Source organism: Euzebya pacifica (assembly GCF_003344865.1).
Taxonomy (GTDB): Bacteria; Actinomycetota; Nitriliruptoria; order Euzebyales; family Euzebyaceae; genus Euzebya; species Euzebya pacifica.
In genome coordinates this window covers 2,632,325-2,649,406 of sequence record NZ_CP031165.1, presented here as the reverse complement: position 1 = coordinate 2,649,406, position 17,082 = coordinate 2,632,325, and the positions used below count along the sequence as shown (strand labels likewise).

Genomic DNA, 17,082 nt, shown 5'->3' with positions numbered 1-17,082 from the left:
GGCTGCCGGTCGTGACGCAGCCCACCCTCCCGACGGTCAGTTGCGGGTCATCGAGACCTCGAGGGTGGTCCCGGTGTCGGCGACGACGACGACCGTCCGGGTCTCGGTCACGAAGCCCTGGGCGCGGACCTCGACGGTGTAGCTGCCGACCGGCAGGTCGGCCAGCGAGAAGCTGCCGTTGTCGTCGGTCGTGCCACCGAAGGTGAACCCATCACGCGTGATCTCGACCGTGGCACCGGGGATCGGGGCCGGTTCGGCAGCGTCGGTCTGGGCGGTCACGGTCAGGTCACCGATGTCCCCGATCTGGACGCCGGGGCAGACCGTCTGTCCCGGCGCGACCGTCTGGACCGTCAGCCCGTCCTCACCGTCGACGGTGAACACGTAGGTGCCGTGGTCGACACCAGAGAGGCTGGATGCGCCGCCGTCGTTGAAGACCGCGACCCCGTCGCTGCCCGCCGTCGCCGAAGCGATCTCGTTCCCGTCGAGGTCGGACATGCGGACCACCGCACCGGGGACCGGGACGAAGCCCTCGACGACGTACATCTCCACGTGGGCGAGGTCGGCGTCGGCCGGTGCGATACCGATGAGGCGTGTTTCGGTCTCGGCGAACCTCGACCCGTCGAACCAGTGCTGCAGGGAGGAGGTCACCTCGAGGTCGACCGGGTAGCAGCCCATGTCGTCGAAGACGTGGTCGGGGTGCTGCTCGGCGCTGGTCCCACCGTCACCGAAGTCCCACGACCAGGTGTCGACGGGACCACCGGTGACATCGGTGAAGGCGACGGCGGCACCCTCCACCAAGGGGAAGGAGGAGACACGGATCCGCGGGCGGAGGTCAACGACGGTGTAGACGCTGCGGTCCACCTGCTCGCCGCCGTCGGCGGTGCCGAGGGACGTGGTGACCTCACAGGACAACGGGTAGTCCACCGGCGTGGGCTCGTTGTCCTCGACCGGCTGGGCCGTCGCCCCGGGCTGGGGCTGGGGGTTGCCTGCGCTCGGCTGCACCGGGACCGCACCGCTGGGGCGGGGCTGGTCGCCGCCCGGTTCCTCCGGGGCGACGGTCAGGCCGAAGTTGACGGATCCCTCGGTCACGAACTGTGGGGTGCTCGGGTAGCCGACGACCGTGCAGTTGGACGACACCGACACGGTGCCGTCGAGCGACCGCTCGGGGTCGTCGACGCCGACGATGATCGGCTCGCCGGCACGGATCGCCGAGCCGGTCGGCGGGTTGAAGGTGACGACGGCAGATCCGCCGCCCTCGCCCTCGCCGGTGCCGCCACGGCAGAGGTCGAGCTGGACCTCCACACAGGTGAGCAGCGAGGGCTGCACCTGGTCGAGGTACGCCTGGATCGAGGCGGGGATCGCCTCGTCGGTGACGGGAAGGATGGGTGCGCCCTCGAGCGCGGCGTGTCGGGCCGCAGCGAGGCCACCCTGCCAGCCGTCCTCACCGATGCCGTCGACGAGCACCGCGCGTGACGGGGCCAGTCGCCGCACTCGGGCAACGTCGAGCGCCGTCTCGAAGCGGGTGGCGCCCGCAGCGCGGCTGACGATGAAGTCGGCGGCCCGGAGCTGCTCCTCGATGCCGGCCGAGACCGCGCCCGTACCGCCAACGATGATCACCGTCTGGATGCCGCTGCTGTTCAGGTACTCCGCGGTGGGGCTGCTGAGCTCGTCGCTGGCGGTCAGGAGGATGGGCAGTCCGAGCTGCGTGGACAGGGCCCCTGCCGAGACGCTGTCCGCCCAGGCACCGGTGCCGTTGCCGCCGGAGGCGTCGAAGGCACGGACCAGCAGCGCGGTGACGGCGTTGGGGCGCGTGCGCGCGATGGCCGTCGCGGTGTCGTAGCGGGTCGCCCCGGCGATGCGGTTGGTCGCGAAGCCGATGCGCTGCAACTCCTCCTCCACGTCCTGCCCGATGGCGGACTCGCCGCCGAGCAGCGTGACCTCGGTGGGGGCGAGGCGCTCGAGCTCACCGATGACCGCACCCGGCAGGGGCAGGGTCGGCGGGACCAGCAGCAGCGGACCGTCCTGCTGGAGCACTGCCGAGGCAAGCGCGTCAGCAAACGACGCATCGGAGGCCAGCATGACCCGGCTCGTGCCCTCACTGGAGGTTGCCTGGCTGAGCTGGGCAGCGGCCTGCGCGCCCTCGGGCCCGGCGATCACGATGTCGCCGGCGTCATCTGGTGCGTCACCTCCCTCTTCCTGTGCAGCGGCGAACGGGATGCCGAGCACCAGCGCGAGCAGAAGGACGAGTGGACGGGTCACGAGACGCACGGAGATCCCCCAGGGGAAGGAAGCTGGATAGAGGCGCAGGATACGAAAGGTCGGGCTGCAGGCGACGGAGCCGACCCGATCGGCGCGATGGTCGCCTGCTGATCGGCAGGGAATGTCACGATCGGACGGGTTGGGACGTTTGAGGTGCACGTCGCGTGCAAGAGTCGGAGAGACATGAGCTTCCCTGACCTCTCGTTGCCCCTGTCCATCATCCTGGCCCAGACCGATGCCGACGCGTCATCAGAGGAGTCCGTTCTGGAGAACATCGGAGAATCGGCCCTCAACGGGTGCGGCACGGACGCCAACGCCATCTGCAAGTGGGTACTGGACACGACCGGGAACGAGACGCTGGCAACCCTGCTGGGCAGCGTCATGCCGGTCCTGCTGTCGATCGTGCTCGTACTGATCGCCGCCGCGGTCGTGGCCCGGATTGCCCGACGTCTGATCGCCGGGGCGGTCCGCCGGACCGCCAACGAGAGCCAGGAAGCCATCGGCCGCATCGCCAGGCGTGCCCCTGGCATGGCTGACGGCCTGACGGTGGAGGAGCGCCGGGTCTTCGAGGAACGATCCCGTCAGCGCGCCGACACCATCGGCGGGGTGATCGGTTCGATCGTCGCCTTCGTCGTCTGGATGATCGCGGTCTTCATCGTGCTCGGACAGCTCGACATCGACATCGGCCCGCTGGTCGCGGGTGCTGGGGTCGTCGGTGTGGCGCTCGGCTTCGGCGCACAGTCGCTGGTGAAGGACTTCCTGTCCGGCACGTTCATGCTGCTGGAGGACCAGTACGGCATCGGTGACGTCGTCAACGTCGGCGAGGCCACCGGTGTGGTGGAGGCGATCAGCCTGCGGGTCACCCGCCTGCGCGACGTCGAGGGGACCGTGTGGCACGTCCCCAACGGCGAGATCAGTCGTGTCGGCAACATGTCGCAGCTGTGGTCCCGGTCCTTGCTCGACATCGGCGTGTCCTACGACACCGACCTCGACCATGCCTCCGCCGTGCTCACCGAGGTGGCCCACGGCATGGCCGTCGATCCCGAGTGGGACCCCGAGATCCTCGAGGAGCCCGAGCTGTGGGGTGTCCAGCAGTTCGGTCCCAACGAGGTCGTCCTGCGCCTGGTGATGAAGACCCGTCCTGCGTCGCAGTGGAAGGTCAACCGCGAGTTCCGCCGTCGGCTGAAGAAGGCGTTCGACGACGCCGGCATCGAGATCCCCTTCCCGCAGCGCACGATCTGGGTCAAGCAGGACGTCCCCGCCGCCGGTGTTCCCGCGGCCGCGATGGAACCCGGGGTGGGCGATGCACCGGTCGACACGTCACCTCCCGAGGACCCGGCGCCGCCCCTGCCCGGCGACTAGTTCCTCTGGACGGGGTTGGACTGCGCGTTACCGGGCATTCATTCGGTCACATCACCGTTCCGGGCTCGTGCTCGGCAAGGAGGCAAGTGACATGGCCATCGGAAGCGCAATCGTCCTGTTCGTCATCGGCGCGATCCTGGCGTTCGGCGTGGAAGTCGACGTCGCCGGGCTCGACCTGGTCGTCATCGGCCAGATCCTCATGGCCGCGGGTGTCATCGGCGGGCTGATCGGCCTGGCGATGTACGCCAGCAACCGCCCGGGCCGTCGCCGCGAGACCACCCAGGAGGTCCACCGCACCGCTGACGGCGGTCAGGTCGTGCACACCGAGCACCGCGTCTGACCCACCCGACGACCCACGAACACCCCAACGCCCCGGCTCGCGCCGGGGCGTTTCCGTGTCCGAGGCGTCGGGTAAGTGCCACCCGCCCGTTGCCACAGAGTCGCAACGGGCGCTCGTAACACGGTAGAAACAATCAGGTCATGCGACCGTGACCCCGGGTTCGATAGGTTCGCCGCTCGGGTGTCAACGCCTGTTGAGCGAGCATCACCCCCCACCCAGAGCTGACCGAGCAAGGGAGACCACCGTTGGGTAGTCCAGAAGACGTCCTGCACAAGATCAACGACGAGGGCATCCAGTTCGTCGACTTCCGCTTCATCGACCTGCCCGGTCTGATGCAGCACTACACGATGCCCGCCCACCAGGTGACCCGCGAGGTGTTCGACGACGGCCTCGGCTTCGACGGCTCGTCGGTCCGCGGATTCCAGGAGATCCAGGAATCCGACATGCTGCTGGTGCCGGACCCCAACACGGCGGTCGTCGACACCTTCCGCCAGCACCCCACGCTGATCCTCAACTGCTTCGTGCGGGACCCGCTCACGGGCGAGAGCTACAGCCGTGACCCCCGCTACGTCGCGCAGAAGGCCGAGGCCTACCTGCAGTCGACCGGGATCGCCGACACCTGCTACGTCGGACCGGAGGCGGAGTTCTTCGTCTTCGACGACATCCGCTTCATCTCCGAGCCCAAGGGGTCGTTCTACGCCATCGACTCCGTCGAGGCCGCGTGGAACACCGGCAAGGACGAAGGCCCGAACCTGGGCCACAAGATCCGTCACAAGCAGGGCTACTTCCCGCTTCCCCCGATGGACCACATGACCGACCTTCGCTCGGAGATGGTCGTGGAGCTCGAGCGGGCGGGTATCGAGGTCGAGCTGCAGCACCACGAGGTCGGCACCGCCGGCCAGGCCGAGATCGACTTCCGGTTCGCGCCGCTCGCCCAGTGCGCCGACCAGGTCATGCTGTTCAAGTACATCGTCAAGAACGTGGCGCTGCGCAACGGCAAGACCGCGACGTTCATGCCCAAGCCGATCTTCATGGACAACGGCTCCGGCATGCACACCCACATGTCGCTGTGGAAGGACGGCGAGCCGCTGTTCTACGACGAGACCGGCTACGCCGGCCTGTCGGAGATGGCTCGCCACTACATCGGCGGCCTGCTGCACCACGCCCCCGCGGTGCTGGCCTTCACCAACCCGACGACCAACAGCTACAAGCGGCTGGTCCCCGGCTACGAGGCCCCGATCAACCTGGTCTACAGCCAGCGGAACCGTTCGGCGGCCTGCCGTATCCCGCTGATCTCCAAGAGCCCGAAGGCCAAGCGCGTGGAGTTCCGCGTGCCGGACCCCTCGTGCAACCCCTACCTGGCGTTCTCCGCGCTGATGATGGCGGGCCTGGATGGCGTGCGGAACAAGATCGAGCCGCCGGACCCGGTGGACAAGGACATCTATGAGCTCGGCCCGGAGGCCCTGGCGGACCTGCCGTCGGTGCCGGCCAGCCTGGACCAGGCGCTGGCGGCGCTCGAGGACGACCACGAGTTCCTGCTCGAGGGCGGTGTGTTCACCGAGGACCTCATCGAGACCCACATCAACTTCAAGATGGAGGCCGAGGTCACCCCGAACCGCCTGCGCCCGACTCCCCACGAGTTCGAGCTCTATTACGACATCTGAGCACCTGACGCTCGTCGACGGCCCCCGACCCCTCGGTTGGGGGCCGTCGTCGTGGTCACGGGCCACAAACCCCCGCTTGTCGGGTTTCGGGCGGCCGGCCGTGAACACCCGACATGCGCAGGGGTGGCGGTCCCCCACACGCGACGTGGCGCCGCCCAATAGGGCAGCGCCACGTCGTTCGTCCCCCCCGGGACGTCTGTGGGATCCGGCTACAGGCTGGAGATCGTGACGATCTCGCTGGAGCGGTAGACCTGCTCGCCGTCGGTGTACATCAGCCGTGCACCGTCGAGGGTGATCAACGTGAACTCGTCGTAGGCGCGTTCGCCCGGGCCGTCGAGGACGACGCGGTCACCGTCGAGCCGGTAGGTGGACCCGGACTCGGTACGGACGACTGCGCGGAGTGTCCGTTCGATGGTCTCCTGCTCGGTGTTGCGGGTGATCGTGCTCATCTCGTGCCTCCATGGGTTCCGGTTCGTTGCCACAGGAGTGCCCGACCGTCCGAGCGGCCAACCGGTCGAGGATGGCCACCGAGGATTCAGCGTCCCTCCACGGGCGCATGGGTTCGTGGCGTGCGTCGCGGGGAACCACGGCCTGCATGAACAAGATCGTGCCCAACGTCCCACGCATCCGACTGCTCGACGAGTTCAAGGAGTTCGCGCTTCGCGGCAACGTCGTGGACCTCGCGGTCGGCGTGGTCATCGGGGCGGCGTTCAACGCGGTCGTCCAGAGCTTCGCCAACGACGTCCTCCTCAACCTCGTCGCCGCCGTGTTCGGCAAGCCCGACTTCTCCTGGGTTGGCCTGGACCGTCAACGGTGCCGCGATCGGCTACGGGGCCCTGCTGACGGCCCTCGTCAACCTCGTCCTCGTCGCGCTCGGAGTGTTCCTCGTCGTTCGGTTGCTGAACCGGCTGCGACGGCCGGCCGACCCGGGTGTCCCCGAGCCGCCGACCACGAGGACCTGTCCGTACTGCATCACGGTCCTGCCGAAGGAGGCCTCGCGCTGTTCGGCCTGCACGTCTCAGCTGGACCCGCAGGCCACCCCGTGACGACCGGGGAGGCGTCCTGGACGGCGGGGCGCCAGGGGCTCATCCCACCGAGGCCGTGTGCTGGATGATCGCCGACGCGACGACCGCCAGATCCGCCGGGTCCAGCTCGTGGCCGGCACCGTCCAGCCAGCGGGCCCCTGCGTTGGGAATCGCCTCGACCAGCGCCTCGCCGTGGGCGAGGGGGAACAACGGGTCGGCCGTGCCGTGGACCACCAGCGTGGGCGCGGCGATGGACGCGAGCGGGGGATGCGGGCCGTCGTCGTGGTCGAGGTGGTCGTGGTTCTGCAACGACGCGAAGTCGACGGCCCGATCCACGTCGCGGCGGACCAGGTCCCTGCACGTGTCCTCGTCGAACGGCCGCTGGTCACCTGCGAGCAGCCGCGTGAACCCGACGAGGTAGTCGATCACCGACCTCCGGTCCGTCCAGTCGACCTCCACCTCGCCGATGAAGCGCCCGAACGCCGGAGCGGGTGGCGGTAGCGGCTGGTCGACTGGGACCGCGGGTGAGGTGCTGACGAGCACGAGCGACCGAACGCGGTGGGGCGCGTCGAGGGCCAGGACCTGCGCGATCCCTCCCCCAGCAGACACGCCGACGACGTGCGCCGACCCCACCCCGTGCCCGTCCAGCACCCCGATCGCGTCGGCGACCAGCGCGGTTCCGCCGTACCCCGGATGACCGGGCGCATGGCAGGTCGAACGTCCGGTGTCGCGATGGTCGTAGCGGATCACGAAGCGGCCAGCCCCCGCGAGCGTTCGACAGAAGCCCTCGTCCCACCACAGCATCGACGCGCCCAGCCCCATGACCAGCAGCACCGGCGGATCGGTCGGCGCGCCGAACGTCTCCGTGCACAGCTCAACCCCTCCGGTCTCGATCATCACCTCGGCCATACCAGCCCCCTTCCCGTGGTTCGCCCCGGGCGTCACGGTGTGGTCCTCCACACGGGACGTCAGCCGTAGGTGGGTTCCTGCGGCCATCCCTGCGGACTGTCCTCGAAGTCCTGCTGCCGGCCGTAGACGGTCCGGTCCCAGATGGCTGCCACCGGCAGGTGCGCCTCGGTGCCGCGCCGTTGGGTGCGGTAGGTCAGGAAGATCCCGTCGTCGGTCCTCAGCAGGTAGGAGTAGCCGGGCTGGTCCTGCTCGTCGACGGTCCACCCCCAGTCGGTGTTGAAGGTGGTCTCGGCCGACGACACCCACACCAGGTGGTCCCATCCCCGTCGTTGACGCCAGGCCCGCAGCTTCTCGATCGGCGCGCGGGAGACCATCGCGAACGCCACGCTCCTGGGGGCCAGCAGCCGGTCGAGGTCACGGGGCATGTTGTCGGCGGCCCAGGTGCAGCTCGGGCACCCGTCGTCCCAGTCCGGATGGAACATGAAGGACTGCAGGACGAGCTGCGAGCGATCCCCGAAGAGGTCGTCGAGCCGAACCGGTCCGTCGACCCCGATGAACCGATAGTCCTCGATCGGCGTCATCGGCAGGCGCCGACGCCTCGCCGACACGCGGTCACCGAAGCGGGTCAGCTCCTTCTCCACCTCGACCTGCTGGGCAAGTGTTCGTTCGTAGTCGTCGCGACCCACCACCGGCGGTGTCGCGTGTTTCGTCCCGAGCACGAGGCCTCCTCCCCTTGTCGGTTGCAAATCGCAACCGGTATGGAGCGTAGGCTATTTGGTTGCAGTTCGCAACCGGTCAGGGTCGGCCCCGCTTGGGGCCGACCGACGCGGGTTGTCACACGCTGGAGAGCGCCACGATCTCGCTGGAGCGGAAGAGCTGCTCACCGTCGGTGTACATCAGGCGGGCACCGTCGAGGGAGACGAGCGTGAACTCCTGGAAGGGCTGCTCACCGGGTCCGTCGAGCACGACCCGGTCACCGTCGAGCCGGTAGGTCGACCCCGACTGGGTGCGGACGACCGCACGCAGGGTGCGCTCGACGCGAAGGTCCTGGTGTCGCTGGGTGGTGGTGCTCATGACGTTCCTCCTGGGTATCGGAACTGGCACCTCAGGCATCCCCGGGGCACGCCGACGCGAACCTCGTCCGACCGGCCACGGCGAGGCGCTGACGCCGGGTCCCCGCTGGGCGCCCGGCACCTTGGTAGAACCCGGCCATGCCGGAGGACACGCGCCCGTTGGATCGGGTCAGGTTGGCGCGCCGACCCCACGACCCGCGACGAGCGGTCGCCCGTCGCGTGGGCTTCGCCCTGCTGCTGATCGCGTTCATCGCGCTGGTCGTGCTGGTCGGCCGCGACGGCTACACCGATGTGACGGGCGACCCCGTCGGCCTGATCGATGCGCTGTACTACGCGTCGGTCACGGTGACGACGACCGGGTACGGCGACATCTCGGCGGTCACGACGGCAACACGGTTGGCCACGGTGCTGCTGATCACCCCCGCCCGGATCATCTTCCTCATCCTGGTCGTCGGTACCACGGTGGAGGTCCTGACCGAGCAGTACCGACAGCTGCTGGCCGTTCGACGCTGGAGGGAAGACGTGCAGGACCATTTCGTGATCTGTGGATTCGGGGCGACGGGGCGCAGCGCCGCCCGTGCGCTGCTCGCCGACGGGGTCGATCCGTCGGCCATCGTCGTCGTCGACTCCAGCGCCCAAGCCACGGAGGAGGCCACCGAGGACGGCTTCGCCTCAGTGCACGGGGACGCGTCCCGGACCGCGGTGCTGGACCAGGCCGCGGTGGCGTCGGCCCGCAGCGTGATCGTGACGCCCAACCGCGACGACACCGCGGTGCTGATCACCCTCACCGCCCGCCAGGCGAACCCGACGGCCCACATCGTGACCGCGGTGCGAGAACGCGAGAACAAGCACCTGCTGCGACAGAGCGGCGCCGATGCGGTGATCGACTCCTCCGCCGCCGTCGGACGGTTGCTCGGGCTGGCCACACAGACCCCGTCGGCCCTCGGGGTCATCGACGACCTCCTGGACGTGGGCACGTCGCTGGAGCTGGCCGAGGTCGCCCCCTCGATTGACCCCGACGGTCGACCAGCGGTCCCGGCCGACACCCAGCTGCTCACCGTCATCCGCGGGAAGGACCGCCTGCCGTTCACTGACCCCGCCACCCTCGTGCTGCGGCCCGACGACCGGCTGCTCGTCGTCAGGCCGACCGACGGCGCGTGATCCCGCATCCGTCGTGGCGACGCCCATGACGATCGGCGACGCTGGCTCGATGCCGAACCGATGCGCGACCGCCCTGCTGGCCATGTGGTCGGTGGTTGCGCTGGTGGGCTGCAGCGGCACCGAGGACTGGGTCCCCTCCCCCGACGCCGACCTGGACCTCTCGGCCTATCCACCGTGCGTCGAGCAGCCCGACCCGCCCGAGCTGCGGGACGTCCCCGGCCTGGTGCTGCCGGGCTCCGCCACGACCTTCTCGCTGCAGGAGGTCGGCCCGCTGACGCAGGCTGAGGGGGTGATGGACATGACCCCGATACAGGCGCGAGACTTCTACGAGTCCCATCCCGACCTGGACGTCCTGACCGTCGAGGACGAACGGGTGGAGACCGAGGTGCTGGTCACCGACGGCACCCACCGCATGTTCGTGAAGGTCCAGATCACCTGCGCGGGCGGCTCGAACTTCACCGCGACCGTCGGGGCCGAGTCGGCATCGGAGATGGTGCCGACCCCGGCCGGCGGGCCCGGCGGGTCCTGACCTACTCCGGCAGCTCCACCGCGAGCGCGGGGGCCACGACGGGCAGGTCGAGGGTCGGGAAGCTGGTGATGGTGGTGGAGTCCATGAACGACACCGCCAGCCGGCCGTCCGGGAGGATCACGACGGTGTGGAAGTCGAAGCGGTGACCGCCCTGGACGCCGTAGAACCCGATGCCGGAGCAGCGGCAGTCATCACCGAGTCCGATCTCGAACCGCTGCGTCAGCGTCGGGACGTCGGTGCTGATGTCGAGCTTGTAGAGCACGTCCTGGGTGCCGTCGACGCCGGATACGGCGGCAACGCCGACCGCCGCGTTGGCCTTCATGTCGCCCGGCCGGATGCCGGGAAGGACGAGGTCACCGGACCAGGAGCGTCCACCGTCGGTGGAGATGCGGTAGACCGCGTCGTCGCCGCTGCGGACCACGTTGTGCAGCCGGCCGCGCGAGTCCGTCTGGGTGATGCCACCGGGGATCGCCCCCTCCGGCATGGTGAAGCGGTGCCACCGCATGTCCTCACCGTCGAACATCATCGAGCCGCCGAGGCCGCGGCCCCCACCCAGCGGGGTGACCATGCCGCCCAGGACGGGCAGGGGCTGGATCCAGTCGAGCGTCGCGTCGGGCTCGACGTCCAGCCAGTCGGAGATGGGCGTCGTCGTCCGGTCGTCGACCGCGCGGGAGATCGTGAAGGGGTAGTGCAGGCCGTCGTAGCTGTAGTGCCACAGCTCGTGGGGGAATCCCTTGATGAGGGTGATGTAGGAGACCTGCTCGCCGGTCGGTGAGGTGAAGTCGCCGGGGATGACGTCGATGCCGGGCCGGTCCCAGAACGGGGTGTGGAACGGGTCGGCCGCGTACTCCCACGTGCCGGTGGCCGCGGTGTACTTGAAGGTCAGGATGCGGTCGCCCGCGTAGGGGTCCCAGGTGACGCCGACGACATCGCCGTTGGGGGCCATGACGACGGAACCCTCGCCGTTGACCAGCGGCTCCAGGGGGCGAACGGACTGCCAGGTCTCGCCGTCGTCGTCGCTGTAGTTCAGGTACCGGCCACCGAAGTCGTAGAGGCGACCGTCGGGGGTGGCGTGCAACCACAGCTCCGCGGCGTTGCCGGTGCCGTGCACGACGCGCCACTGCGAGGTGCCGTCGACCGGACCGTCCGCGGTCCAGGTGGTCGTCGGGTAGCCCTCCTCCCGCGTCGCATCGGGGGTGAACTCCACGACCTGCGCCGGCAACCCAGGCGCCGCCGACGTGACGAGCGACCCCGCCGCCGCGCCCGTTGCCCCCAGGGCGAGGAGGATCGACACGACTAGGACCATTGGCTTGGCCATCTCTGCACCTTCGATATCGGCTCGGGCGCCCGACGGGCGCGTCCCGCACGGGGTTCGACACGACGGGGTCGGGTTCCTCCCCCGATCGCGATGACCCCGGCCAGCCGTGTGGCTCGGCGGACGAGATCGGGGTGTCTCACGGCTGTGAGAACGGATCTCACGCCTTTCCTGTGCACGTCCCGACAACGCACGAGGAGCATCGCCATGGGTCCGCACACCACCCCCTCCAGCCCCGCGGTCCGTCCCTACCGGATGACCCGCCAGCTGCCTGCCCAGCCACGCCCCAGGACCGTCCCTCGGCGTGCCCGTGGCGCGCGGTGGACGGTGCTGGCGACCCTGGTCGGTCGCACGCGCCCGCGCCTGTGATCAGGTCCGGGGCGGGCAGCGTCGGTCAGCGAGCCGCCGCGGCGGTGCGGAGCCGAGCCAGGCGGGCCGTCTGGTCGTCGTGTCGACGGGGGAAGGGGACGGCGGTGTGCGGGGTCCCGGGGGCGTGGAGGCGTACCTGACGGATCGTGTTCGCCCCTCCCCCGGTGAACAAGCGCGCCGCCAGCCCGAGCAACGGCCACGCTGGCAGCACGTCGAGTCCTCCGCTGCCGATGACGACCACGCGGGCGGTGGTCCGTACCACCCGGGCGGTGTCGCGCGCCGTTGCCACCAGCTCCTCCACTTCGGAGGGCGGGCCGGAGTGGACGACAAGCCACGACCCGCGGACGAGGTCGACGATGTCAGCGGGGGGTGGCGGCGCAGGCGGGTCGTGCAGCTCGACGTCCTCGACCGAACGGGAGCGGGCCGCGAGCCACGCCCGTTGTTGGTCCGGCAGCGGCTCGGTCACCAGCACCCGATCGAACCGGGGCGGGTCCGCGGGCAGCAGCCGCTGGTATCGCGACCAGTCCAGCCGCCGCGCCAGGTGGTTGACGGTCGGGACTCCCGCGAGCGCAGCCATCGTCAGCTCGCCCCGACCGGACGGCAGCGCGTCGACCCACAGCTCCTCCACGCCCTCCAGCGGCAGCCGCGCCACATCGAGCTGATGGACACCGGAGAGCCGCGTGTCGACCGCCGACGGGTCGTCGACCAGCAGCGTGACCCCAGCCGGGGCCATGCCGAGGGTGTGGCTGGCCGCCACGGCTCGGGTGAGGTGTCCCAGCCCGTCGCCGGGGCACCAGATGGCGACGCTCACAGCTCGGCGAACAGGGCCAGGTACGCCTCGGCTTCCCGCTGGGCGTCGAACCCCGAGGCGGTTCGGGCCGCCTTCGCCCCGAGATCACGCAGGTCGGCCGCCGGACACGACAGCGCCGCGACCAGGGCCTCGGCCAGCCCGTCGGCATCGCCGGCGTCGAAGGTGAAGCCGATCGGTCCGGCGGCGGCAAGGTCGGCCAGCCCACCGGTCTGGGCGGCAAGCAGCGGTACGCCGACCGTGGCCGCTTCCAGCGCGACGTTCGGCAGGCCGTCGTGCCGGGACGGCAGCGCGATCACGTCGATGGCTGGCAGGCGCGCGAGCAGCTCGAACCGGTCGAGGAACGGTTCGTGCGACCACGACAGCCGACCCCCGTCGGCCGCCAGCCACTCACCCACACCCGGGTCGAGGTCGCCGATCAGGGCGATGTGCACACGGTCCGCGCTGCCCGATCGCCGTACCGCCTCGAGCAGGTCGACCGCACCCTTCTTGGCCTTGAGCTGCCCGACGAGGCCGACCACCCGACGGCCCGCCGGCACCGTTGCCGCCCGCCACGCCGCCGCGCGGCGCCGGTCGGAGTCCGTGACGGTCCACAGGTGGGTGTCGATCCCGTTGGTGACGGTGACCACCGTCGGTCCGGCGTCACCGAGCAGCAGGCCGACGCGCTGCGCCATGTCACGTGACACGGTGGACACGACCCGCGAGGAGCGCAGGCCGTCGACCAGCACCGACCGGCGGGGCGAGAACACGCCCGTCTCGAAGTCGTTGCCCCGCAGCAGCGTGACGAGCGGCGCGCCGAGCCACGCGGCCCAGACCGGCGCCGGGGCCATCGCCTGGGGACCACCGAAGCACACCACGGCCCGGTACCGCCCGTGCCTACCAGCCAGGCGGTTCCATGCCGTGCGGGCGGCGTCAGCGGCATCACCACCGCTGGGCACCACCAGCTCCTCCCCTCCCCCCACCTGCCGGGCGTGCACCTCGCCGACGCCGTTGGTCAGGTGCACCAGGTCGATGCCGACGCCCAGCCCGCGGAGCCGGGAGGTGATCCGGTCGCTGGAGGTGGCCATGCCGCCCCGGCTCGGTGGGTGATGGGCCGTGACCCACAGGAGTCGTGTGGTCAACGGGTGTTCACGAGTCCCAGCCGCTGCCCTCGTCGTCGGTCCACTCGTCGGTGGTGTCGAGGAGGCCCGACTGCTGGACGTACCACGCGTGGTCGAACCAGAAGTCGCCGTCGTCGTTGCGCTGGCCCGACGGGCCGCCGAACCGGGACCGGAACCGCTGCCGGTAGCTCGCGGCCGCATGTGTGTCGGTCAGCCACCCCCGTGCGGCCGCGCACTCCACGCACATCGAGCCCGTCCAGTGCTCGACGCAGACCGATCGACGGCACTCCGGGCACTGCCCGGCAGCGTCGGCATCGCACTGGCGGACGTTGACGAAGCCCCTCGGGAGCGTGCAGCGGGTCATCGGGTCGTGGTCCCTGCATCGATCAGGCCGTGGACGCCGACCAGGAGTCCGAGCGCCACCTCGACCACCTGCTCGGGCCGGGCATCGGTGAGCGTGGCCCTCGAGGAGATACGGACCTGCGCACCGGAGCGGTCGACGGTGACGGGGACCCCGGCGGGCGGGTCATGGATCGGGCGTGCCCCGTCCACGACGAGCTTCGCGTTGATGACCGTCTTGGTCTTCTCCTTGTGCTTGACCTTGATCTTGTTCGAGGCGGATCGCTTGACGATCCGACGTGCCCGGACACGACGGACGACGGACAGGTGACAGCGAGTGCCGTCGACGAGACGGGCGTGCAGGTCCAGGATCGGGTCGCTGTAGCGGGTCTCGTCGATCGTTCGCACCCGGGGCGGCAGCGGCTCGGCCAGCGCGCCCTTCCAGACCACCTTGTCCGGCGACTGCGTGCCACGGACGTCGATGCTGACGGTCATGGGCGCGTCCGGCCGCGCGTCGTCGGCGACCACCTCGACCAGCGGTGCGGCCATGGCCAACCAGTCGTCGGGGGCGATCGGGGGCAGCGTCTTCTTCCGGAAGGTCCGCCGGAGGAACCCGGCGCCGTCGCGCTCGAGACGCGCAAGGCGGTTGGCCTCGGCAACCTCCCGCACCACGCCGCGCCATTCGGCGGGTGACAGCTGGCCCCCCTGCCATCCGCCACCGTCGAGGGATCGCATCCAGCTGCTCGCTGGCCCCGTTGTCGTGTCGCTCACCGGCGCAGCGTATACACGATCGGGGGCGTTGGTGGATCAGGTTGTGATGAGGCGAACGTGGACGTCCAGCAACGCCTGTTCCGCGGCGCTCCATGTCCGGTTCGACGCGATGTGGGCGCGCCCCGCGGCACCCCAGCGAGCAAGCGCCTCCGGGGCATCCAGCGCGACGCGGATGGCGCGGGCCAGGTCCCGTGGCCGGTCCGGCCGCACGAGCAGGCCGTGGATGCCGTCGGGCACCTCCGCGCGGACCACCTCCAGATCGCTGCCGATGACCGGCGTGCCCGCCGCCAGGCTCTCCACGACCTTCAGCGGACAGCAGCCCTGGACGGTGTTGCGTGGCGTGTCGCGCAGCGGGGCCAACGACACGGACGCATGGACCAGCCACGCCGATGTCGCCGCGGCGTGCTGCGCGTTCCGTACGTGGACCAGGTCGCCGACGTCGAGCCGGCGTGCCAGCTGCAGCAGTGGGCGGAGCTGCCGCGGTCGTGCGCCGGTCACCACCACCAGGGGGATGCCGAGATCGCGGATCCGACCAAGTGCGCGGACGGCCACATCGACGCCTTGCCACGGCTGCAGACCGCCGACGTAGACGAGGTAGGGGCCGGATGGGGCGTCGGGGGGTCGTGGCAGGGCCGGGTCGGGGAGGTCCGCGCCGTTGGGGATGACGGCGATCCGTTCGCTCGACACGCCACGGTCGGCCAGCGCCTGCGCGGTGACGGCGGAGGGTGTGACGACCGCATCGACCCGGTCGAGGCACCACCGTTCGAGGGCGTCGATGGCTGCCAGGTCGGCACGCGGGGCCTGCGGGTAGGTCTCGGCCCACTCGATCGACGGAAGGCCGTTGACCTCGTACACCACCGGCCAGGTCCGATCCTCCGCGAGCAGCGCCATGACGCTCCACGGCTCACGTCCCTGGGCGGTCGTCCACCGCTCCCGGGCGACGCTGTCCGCCACCTCGGCCCCGAACCGTTCGGCACGGCCCAGCGGATGCACCTCCGTTGCCGCGGTCCGTCGGATCGTGATCGTCCCCTCCTGCTGGTACGGGGGGAGGCTGTCCCCCGCCAGGCAGTGCAGCAGCCCGTGATCGGCGGCGCCCAGCAACGCGCCGGCGAACCGGGCGATGTGGGTCGACGCGCCCTTCGGCGCCGGGAAGCGGTCGTACGTGGCGTACAGGGCCCCGCCATCGAGGACGTGCGTCATGCGGGCACCATGCCAGACCGAGGGCCGGCGGTTGGTGCGCTGCGCTGACGAGCGGGCACCGTTGGTGGCACGCTCACCACCCACGCCACGACGAGGAGCACACCAACCATGACCGATGCAGTTCTCGCCGGAGCACACGTCCTGGTCGTCGGCGGCACGGGGAAGATCGGCGGGGCGATCGCGGGCCATGCCGTCTCCGCTGGTGCTCGCGTGACCATCACGAGCCGATCGGCCGAGGGCGCAGCGCAGGCCGCAGCCAACTACGACGGCGACGTGACCGGCATCGGCTTCGACGTCACCGACCACGAGACCGTGGACGCCCTCCTGGCCGCAGGTCCCTTCGACCATGCCGTCATCACCGCGGCCGACAACTCCTTCAAGGGCCTCAGCGACATCACGGCCGAGGAGCTGGACGCGATCATCGCCGTCAAGCTCAAGGGCATCATGTGGACGGCCCGCCACCTGCGCCCACGGATGGACGAGAAAGGCAGCATGCTGTTCATCTCGGGCATGCTGTCGCGCCGTCCGGCCGGTGCCGCCCCGCTTGCGGCCATCAACGCCGCCGTGGAGACCCTTGCTCCAGCCTTGGCTCAGGAGTGGTCCCCACTGCGGGTCAACGTCGTCTCGCCGGAGGCGATGGGCAGCACCGGAGCCGGCAGCCACGCCGGTGGACCGGGAGACGTGGCGGCCCTCGTGACCGCCACGCTGGCCAACCGCTGGATCAACGGCACCGTCCTCGACATCCACGGCGGCTGACGGGGTCTCGACCCACCGGGTCGCCCCGCCACACGACACGACCCCCGCCTCGGCGGGGGTCGTCTGGTGTCGTTCGTCCGGGGTCGTCGTCTCGGCGTCAGC

At 70.3% G+C, this 17,082-nt stretch carries 20 protein-coding genes; 8 read left to right on the top strand and 12 right to left on the bottom strand.

All coding sequences use genetic code 11. The annotated features are described in order from the left end of the window. Window positions 1-36: 36 nt before the first annotated feature. Window positions 37-2,259 carry a cell wall-binding repeat-containing protein gene (locus tag DVS28_RS11200; RefSeq protein WP_164710404.1) on the bottom strand — a complete coding sequence of 741 codons (2,223 nt, stop codon included), beginning with the start codon at window positions 2,257-2,259 and terminating at the stop codon, window positions 37-39. Between the two features lie 183 nt (window positions 2,260-2,442). Between DVS28_RS11200 and DVS28_RS11195 the strand changes: the two genes are divergently transcribed. The 3 genes from DVS28_RS11195 (at window position 2,443) to glnA (ending at window position 5,625) form a co-directional block, all read left to right on the top strand. Beyond that, window positions 2,443-3,621: a mechanosensitive ion channel family protein gene (locus DVS28_RS11195; RefSeq protein WP_114591522.1), complete on the top strand. Its 1,179-nt coding sequence runs from the start codon at window positions 2,443-2,445 to the stop codon at window positions 3,619-3,621. Window positions 3,622-3,712: 91 nt separating this feature from the next. Beyond that, complete coding sequence (locus tag DVS28_RS11190) at window positions 3,713-3,961, top strand: DUF6458 family protein (RefSeq protein WP_114591521.1); 249 nt, start codon at window positions 3,713-3,715, stop codon at window positions 3,959-3,961. 245 nt (window positions 3,962-4,206) lie between these two features. Beyond that, window positions 4,207-5,625: a type I glutamate--ammonia ligase gene (gene glnA, locus DVS28_RS11185; RefSeq protein WP_114591520.1), complete on the top strand. Its 1,419-nt coding sequence runs from the start codon at window positions 4,207-4,209 to the stop codon at window positions 5,623-5,625. A 209-nt stretch (window positions 5,626-5,834) separates the two neighbouring features. Here glnA and DVS28_RS11180 read toward each other — a convergent pair whose 3' ends face one another. Both DVS28_RS11180 and DVS28_RS29580 read right to left on the bottom strand, forming a co-directional pair. Then, a complete protein-coding gene (locus tag DVS28_RS11180) occupies window positions 5,835-6,074 on the bottom strand; it encodes a hypothetical protein (RefSeq protein ID WP_114591519.1) in 240 nt (79 codons plus the stop codon). Between the two features lie 86 nt (window positions 6,075-6,160). Further along, entirely contained in the window at window positions 6,161-6,436 is a 276-nt protein-coding gene (locus DVS28_RS29580; protein ID WP_245973598.1) for a hypothetical protein, read from the bottom strand. On the opposite strand from DVS28_RS29580, the gene DVS28_RS30145 reads away from it, so the two are divergent. Next, window positions 6,317-6,739, top strand: a complete 423-nt coding sequence (locus DVS28_RS30145; protein ID WP_342795442.1) for a hypothetical protein — start codon at window positions 6,317-6,319, stop codon at window positions 6,737-6,739. The genes DVS28_RS29580 and DVS28_RS30145 overlap by 120 nt on opposite strands. Here DVS28_RS30145 and DVS28_RS11170 read toward each other — a convergent pair. The 3 genes from DVS28_RS11170 to DVS28_RS11160 form a co-directional block, all read right to left on the bottom strand. Then, window positions 6,711-7,559, bottom strand: a complete 849-nt coding sequence (locus DVS28_RS11170) for an alpha/beta hydrolase (RefSeq protein WP_114594129.1) — start codon at window positions 7,557-7,559, stop codon at window positions 6,711-6,713. The genes DVS28_RS30145 and DVS28_RS11170 overlap by 29 nt on opposite strands. Window positions 7,560-7,618: 59 nt before the next feature. Next, entirely contained in the window at window positions 7,619-8,278 is a 660-nt protein-coding gene (locus tag DVS28_RS11165) for a DUF899 family protein (RefSeq protein ID WP_114591518.1), read from the bottom strand. A 115-nt stretch (window positions 8,279-8,393) separates the two neighbouring features. Next, window positions 8,394-8,633, bottom strand: coding sequence for a hypothetical protein (locus DVS28_RS11160; RefSeq protein ID WP_114591517.1), 240 nt, complete (start codon window positions 8,631-8,633; stop codon window positions 8,394-8,396). 137 nt (window positions 8,634-8,770) lie between these two features. Here DVS28_RS11160 and DVS28_RS11155 point away from each other — a divergent pair, with 137 nt between their 5' ends. Both DVS28_RS11155 and DVS28_RS11150 read left to right on the top strand, forming a co-directional pair. Further along, complete coding sequence (locus tag DVS28_RS11155) at window positions 8,771-9,793, top strand: potassium channel family protein (protein WP_114591516.1); 1,023 nt, start codon at window positions 8,771-8,773, stop codon at window positions 9,791-9,793. A 49-nt stretch (window positions 9,794-9,842) separates the two neighbouring features. Further along, a complete protein-coding gene (locus tag DVS28_RS11150) occupies window positions 9,843-10,322 on the top strand; it encodes a hypothetical protein (protein WP_164710403.1) in 480 nt (159 codons plus the stop codon). Window position 10,323: 1 nt separating this feature from the next. Here DVS28_RS11150 and DVS28_RS11145 read toward each other — a convergent pair whose 3' ends face one another. Beyond that, window positions 10,324-11,640, bottom strand: coding sequence for a sialidase family protein (locus tag DVS28_RS11145; RefSeq protein ID WP_164710402.1), 1,317 nt, complete (start codon window positions 11,638-11,640; stop codon window positions 10,324-10,326). A 204-nt stretch (window positions 11,641-11,844) separates the two neighbouring features. Here DVS28_RS11145 and DVS28_RS28345 point away from each other — a divergent pair, with 204 nt between their 5' ends. Further along, on the top strand, window positions 11,845-12,006 hold the full coding sequence (locus DVS28_RS28345) for a hypothetical protein (protein WP_164710401.1): 162 nt from the start codon (window positions 11,845-11,847) through the stop codon (window positions 12,004-12,006). Window positions 12,007-12,031: 25 nt separating this feature from the next. Here DVS28_RS28345 and DVS28_RS11140 read toward each other — a convergent pair whose 3' ends face one another. The 5 genes from DVS28_RS11140 to DVS28_RS11120 form a co-directional block, all read right to left on the bottom strand. Further along, window positions 12,032-12,817, bottom strand: coding sequence for a hypothetical protein (locus tag DVS28_RS11140; RefSeq protein WP_114591513.1), 786 nt, complete (start codon window positions 12,815-12,817; stop codon window positions 12,032-12,034). Further along, window positions 12,814-13,881: a glycosyltransferase family 4 protein gene (locus tag DVS28_RS11135; protein WP_114591512.1), complete on the bottom strand. Its 1,068-nt coding sequence runs from the start codon at window positions 13,879-13,881 to the stop codon at window positions 12,814-12,816. The genes DVS28_RS11140 and DVS28_RS11135 overlap by 4 nt, the downstream gene beginning before the upstream one ends. 61 nt (window positions 13,882-13,942) lie before the next feature. Beyond that, the gene (locus DVS28_RS11130; protein ID WP_114591511.1) at window positions 13,943-14,278 is read right to left on the bottom strand and encodes a hypothetical protein; all 336 of its coding nucleotides are present in this window, start codon (window positions 14,276-14,278) and stop codon (window positions 13,943-13,945) included. Beyond that, entirely contained in the window at window positions 14,275-15,024 is a 750-nt protein-coding gene (locus tag DVS28_RS11125; RefSeq protein WP_164710400.1) for a hypothetical protein, read from the bottom strand. The genes DVS28_RS11130 and DVS28_RS11125 overlap by 4 nt, the downstream gene beginning before the upstream one ends. Window positions 15,025-15,060: 36 nt before the next feature. After that, on the bottom strand, window positions 15,061-16,224 hold the full coding sequence (locus DVS28_RS11120) for a glycosyltransferase family 4 protein (RefSeq protein ID WP_164710399.1): 1,164 nt from the start codon (window positions 16,222-16,224) through the stop codon (window positions 15,061-15,063). 108 nt (window positions 16,225-16,332) lie between these two features. On the opposite strand from DVS28_RS11120, the gene DVS28_RS11115 reads away from it, so the two are divergent. Beyond that, the gene (locus DVS28_RS11115; protein ID WP_114594128.1) at window positions 16,333-16,980 is read left to right on the top strand and encodes an SDR family oxidoreductase; all 648 of its coding nucleotides are present in this window, start codon (window positions 16,333-16,335) and stop codon (window positions 16,978-16,980) included. Window positions 16,981-17,082 lie beyond the last annotated feature (102 nt).

Bases quoted from the DNA above. Each gene is read 5' to 3' on its own strand.
- DVS28_RS11120 (WP_164710399.1), bottom strand. From the start codon at position 16,224: ATGACGCACGTCCTCGATGGCGGGGCCCTGTACGCCACGTACGACCGC.
- DVS28_RS11135 (WP_114591512.1), bottom strand. From the start codon at position 13,881: ATGGCCACCTCCAGCGACCGGATCACCTCCCGGCTCCGCGGGCTGGGC.
- DVS28_RS11145 (WP_164710402.1), bottom strand. From the start codon at position 11,640: ATGGCCAAGCCAATGGTCCTAGTCGTGTCGATCCTCCTCGCCCTGGGG.
- DVS28_RS11170 (WP_114594129.1), bottom strand. From the start codon at position 7,559: ATGGCCGAGGTGATGATCGAGACCGGAGGGGTTGAGCTGTGCACGGAG.
- DVS28_RS28345 (WP_164710401.1), top strand. From the start codon at position 11,845: ATGGGTCCGCACACCACCCCCTCCAGCCCCGCGGTCCGTCCCTACCGG.
- DVS28_RS11115 (WP_114594128.1), top strand. From the start codon at position 16,333: ATGACCGATGCAGTTCTCGCCGGAGCACACGTCCTGGTCGTCGGCGGC.
- DVS28_RS11155 (WP_114591516.1), top strand. From the start codon at position 8,771: ATGCCGGAGGACACGCGCCCGTTGGATCGGGTCAGGTTGGCGCGCCGA.
- DVS28_RS11190 (WP_114591521.1), top strand. From the start codon at position 3,713: ATGGCCATCGGAAGCGCAATCGTCCTGTTCGTCATCGGCGCGATCCTG.
- DVS28_RS11160 (WP_114591517.1), bottom strand. From the start codon at position 8,633: ATGAGCACCACCACCCAGCGACACCAGGACCTTCGCGTCGAGCGCACC.
- DVS28_RS11195 (WP_114591522.1), top strand. From the start codon at position 2,443: ATGAGCTTCCCTGACCTCTCGTTGCCCCTGTCCATCATCCTGGCCCAG.
- DVS28_RS11130 (WP_114591511.1), bottom strand. From the start codon at position 14,278: ATGACCCGCTGCACGCTCCCGAGGGGCTTCGTCAACGTCCGCCAGTGC.
- DVS28_RS11150 (WP_164710403.1), top strand. From the start codon at position 9,843: ATGCCGAACCGATGCGCGACCGCCCTGCTGGCCATGTGGTCGGTGGTT.
- DVS28_RS11180 (WP_114591519.1), bottom strand. From the start codon at position 6,074: ATGAGCACGATCACCCGCAACACCGAGCAGGAGACCATCGAACGGACA.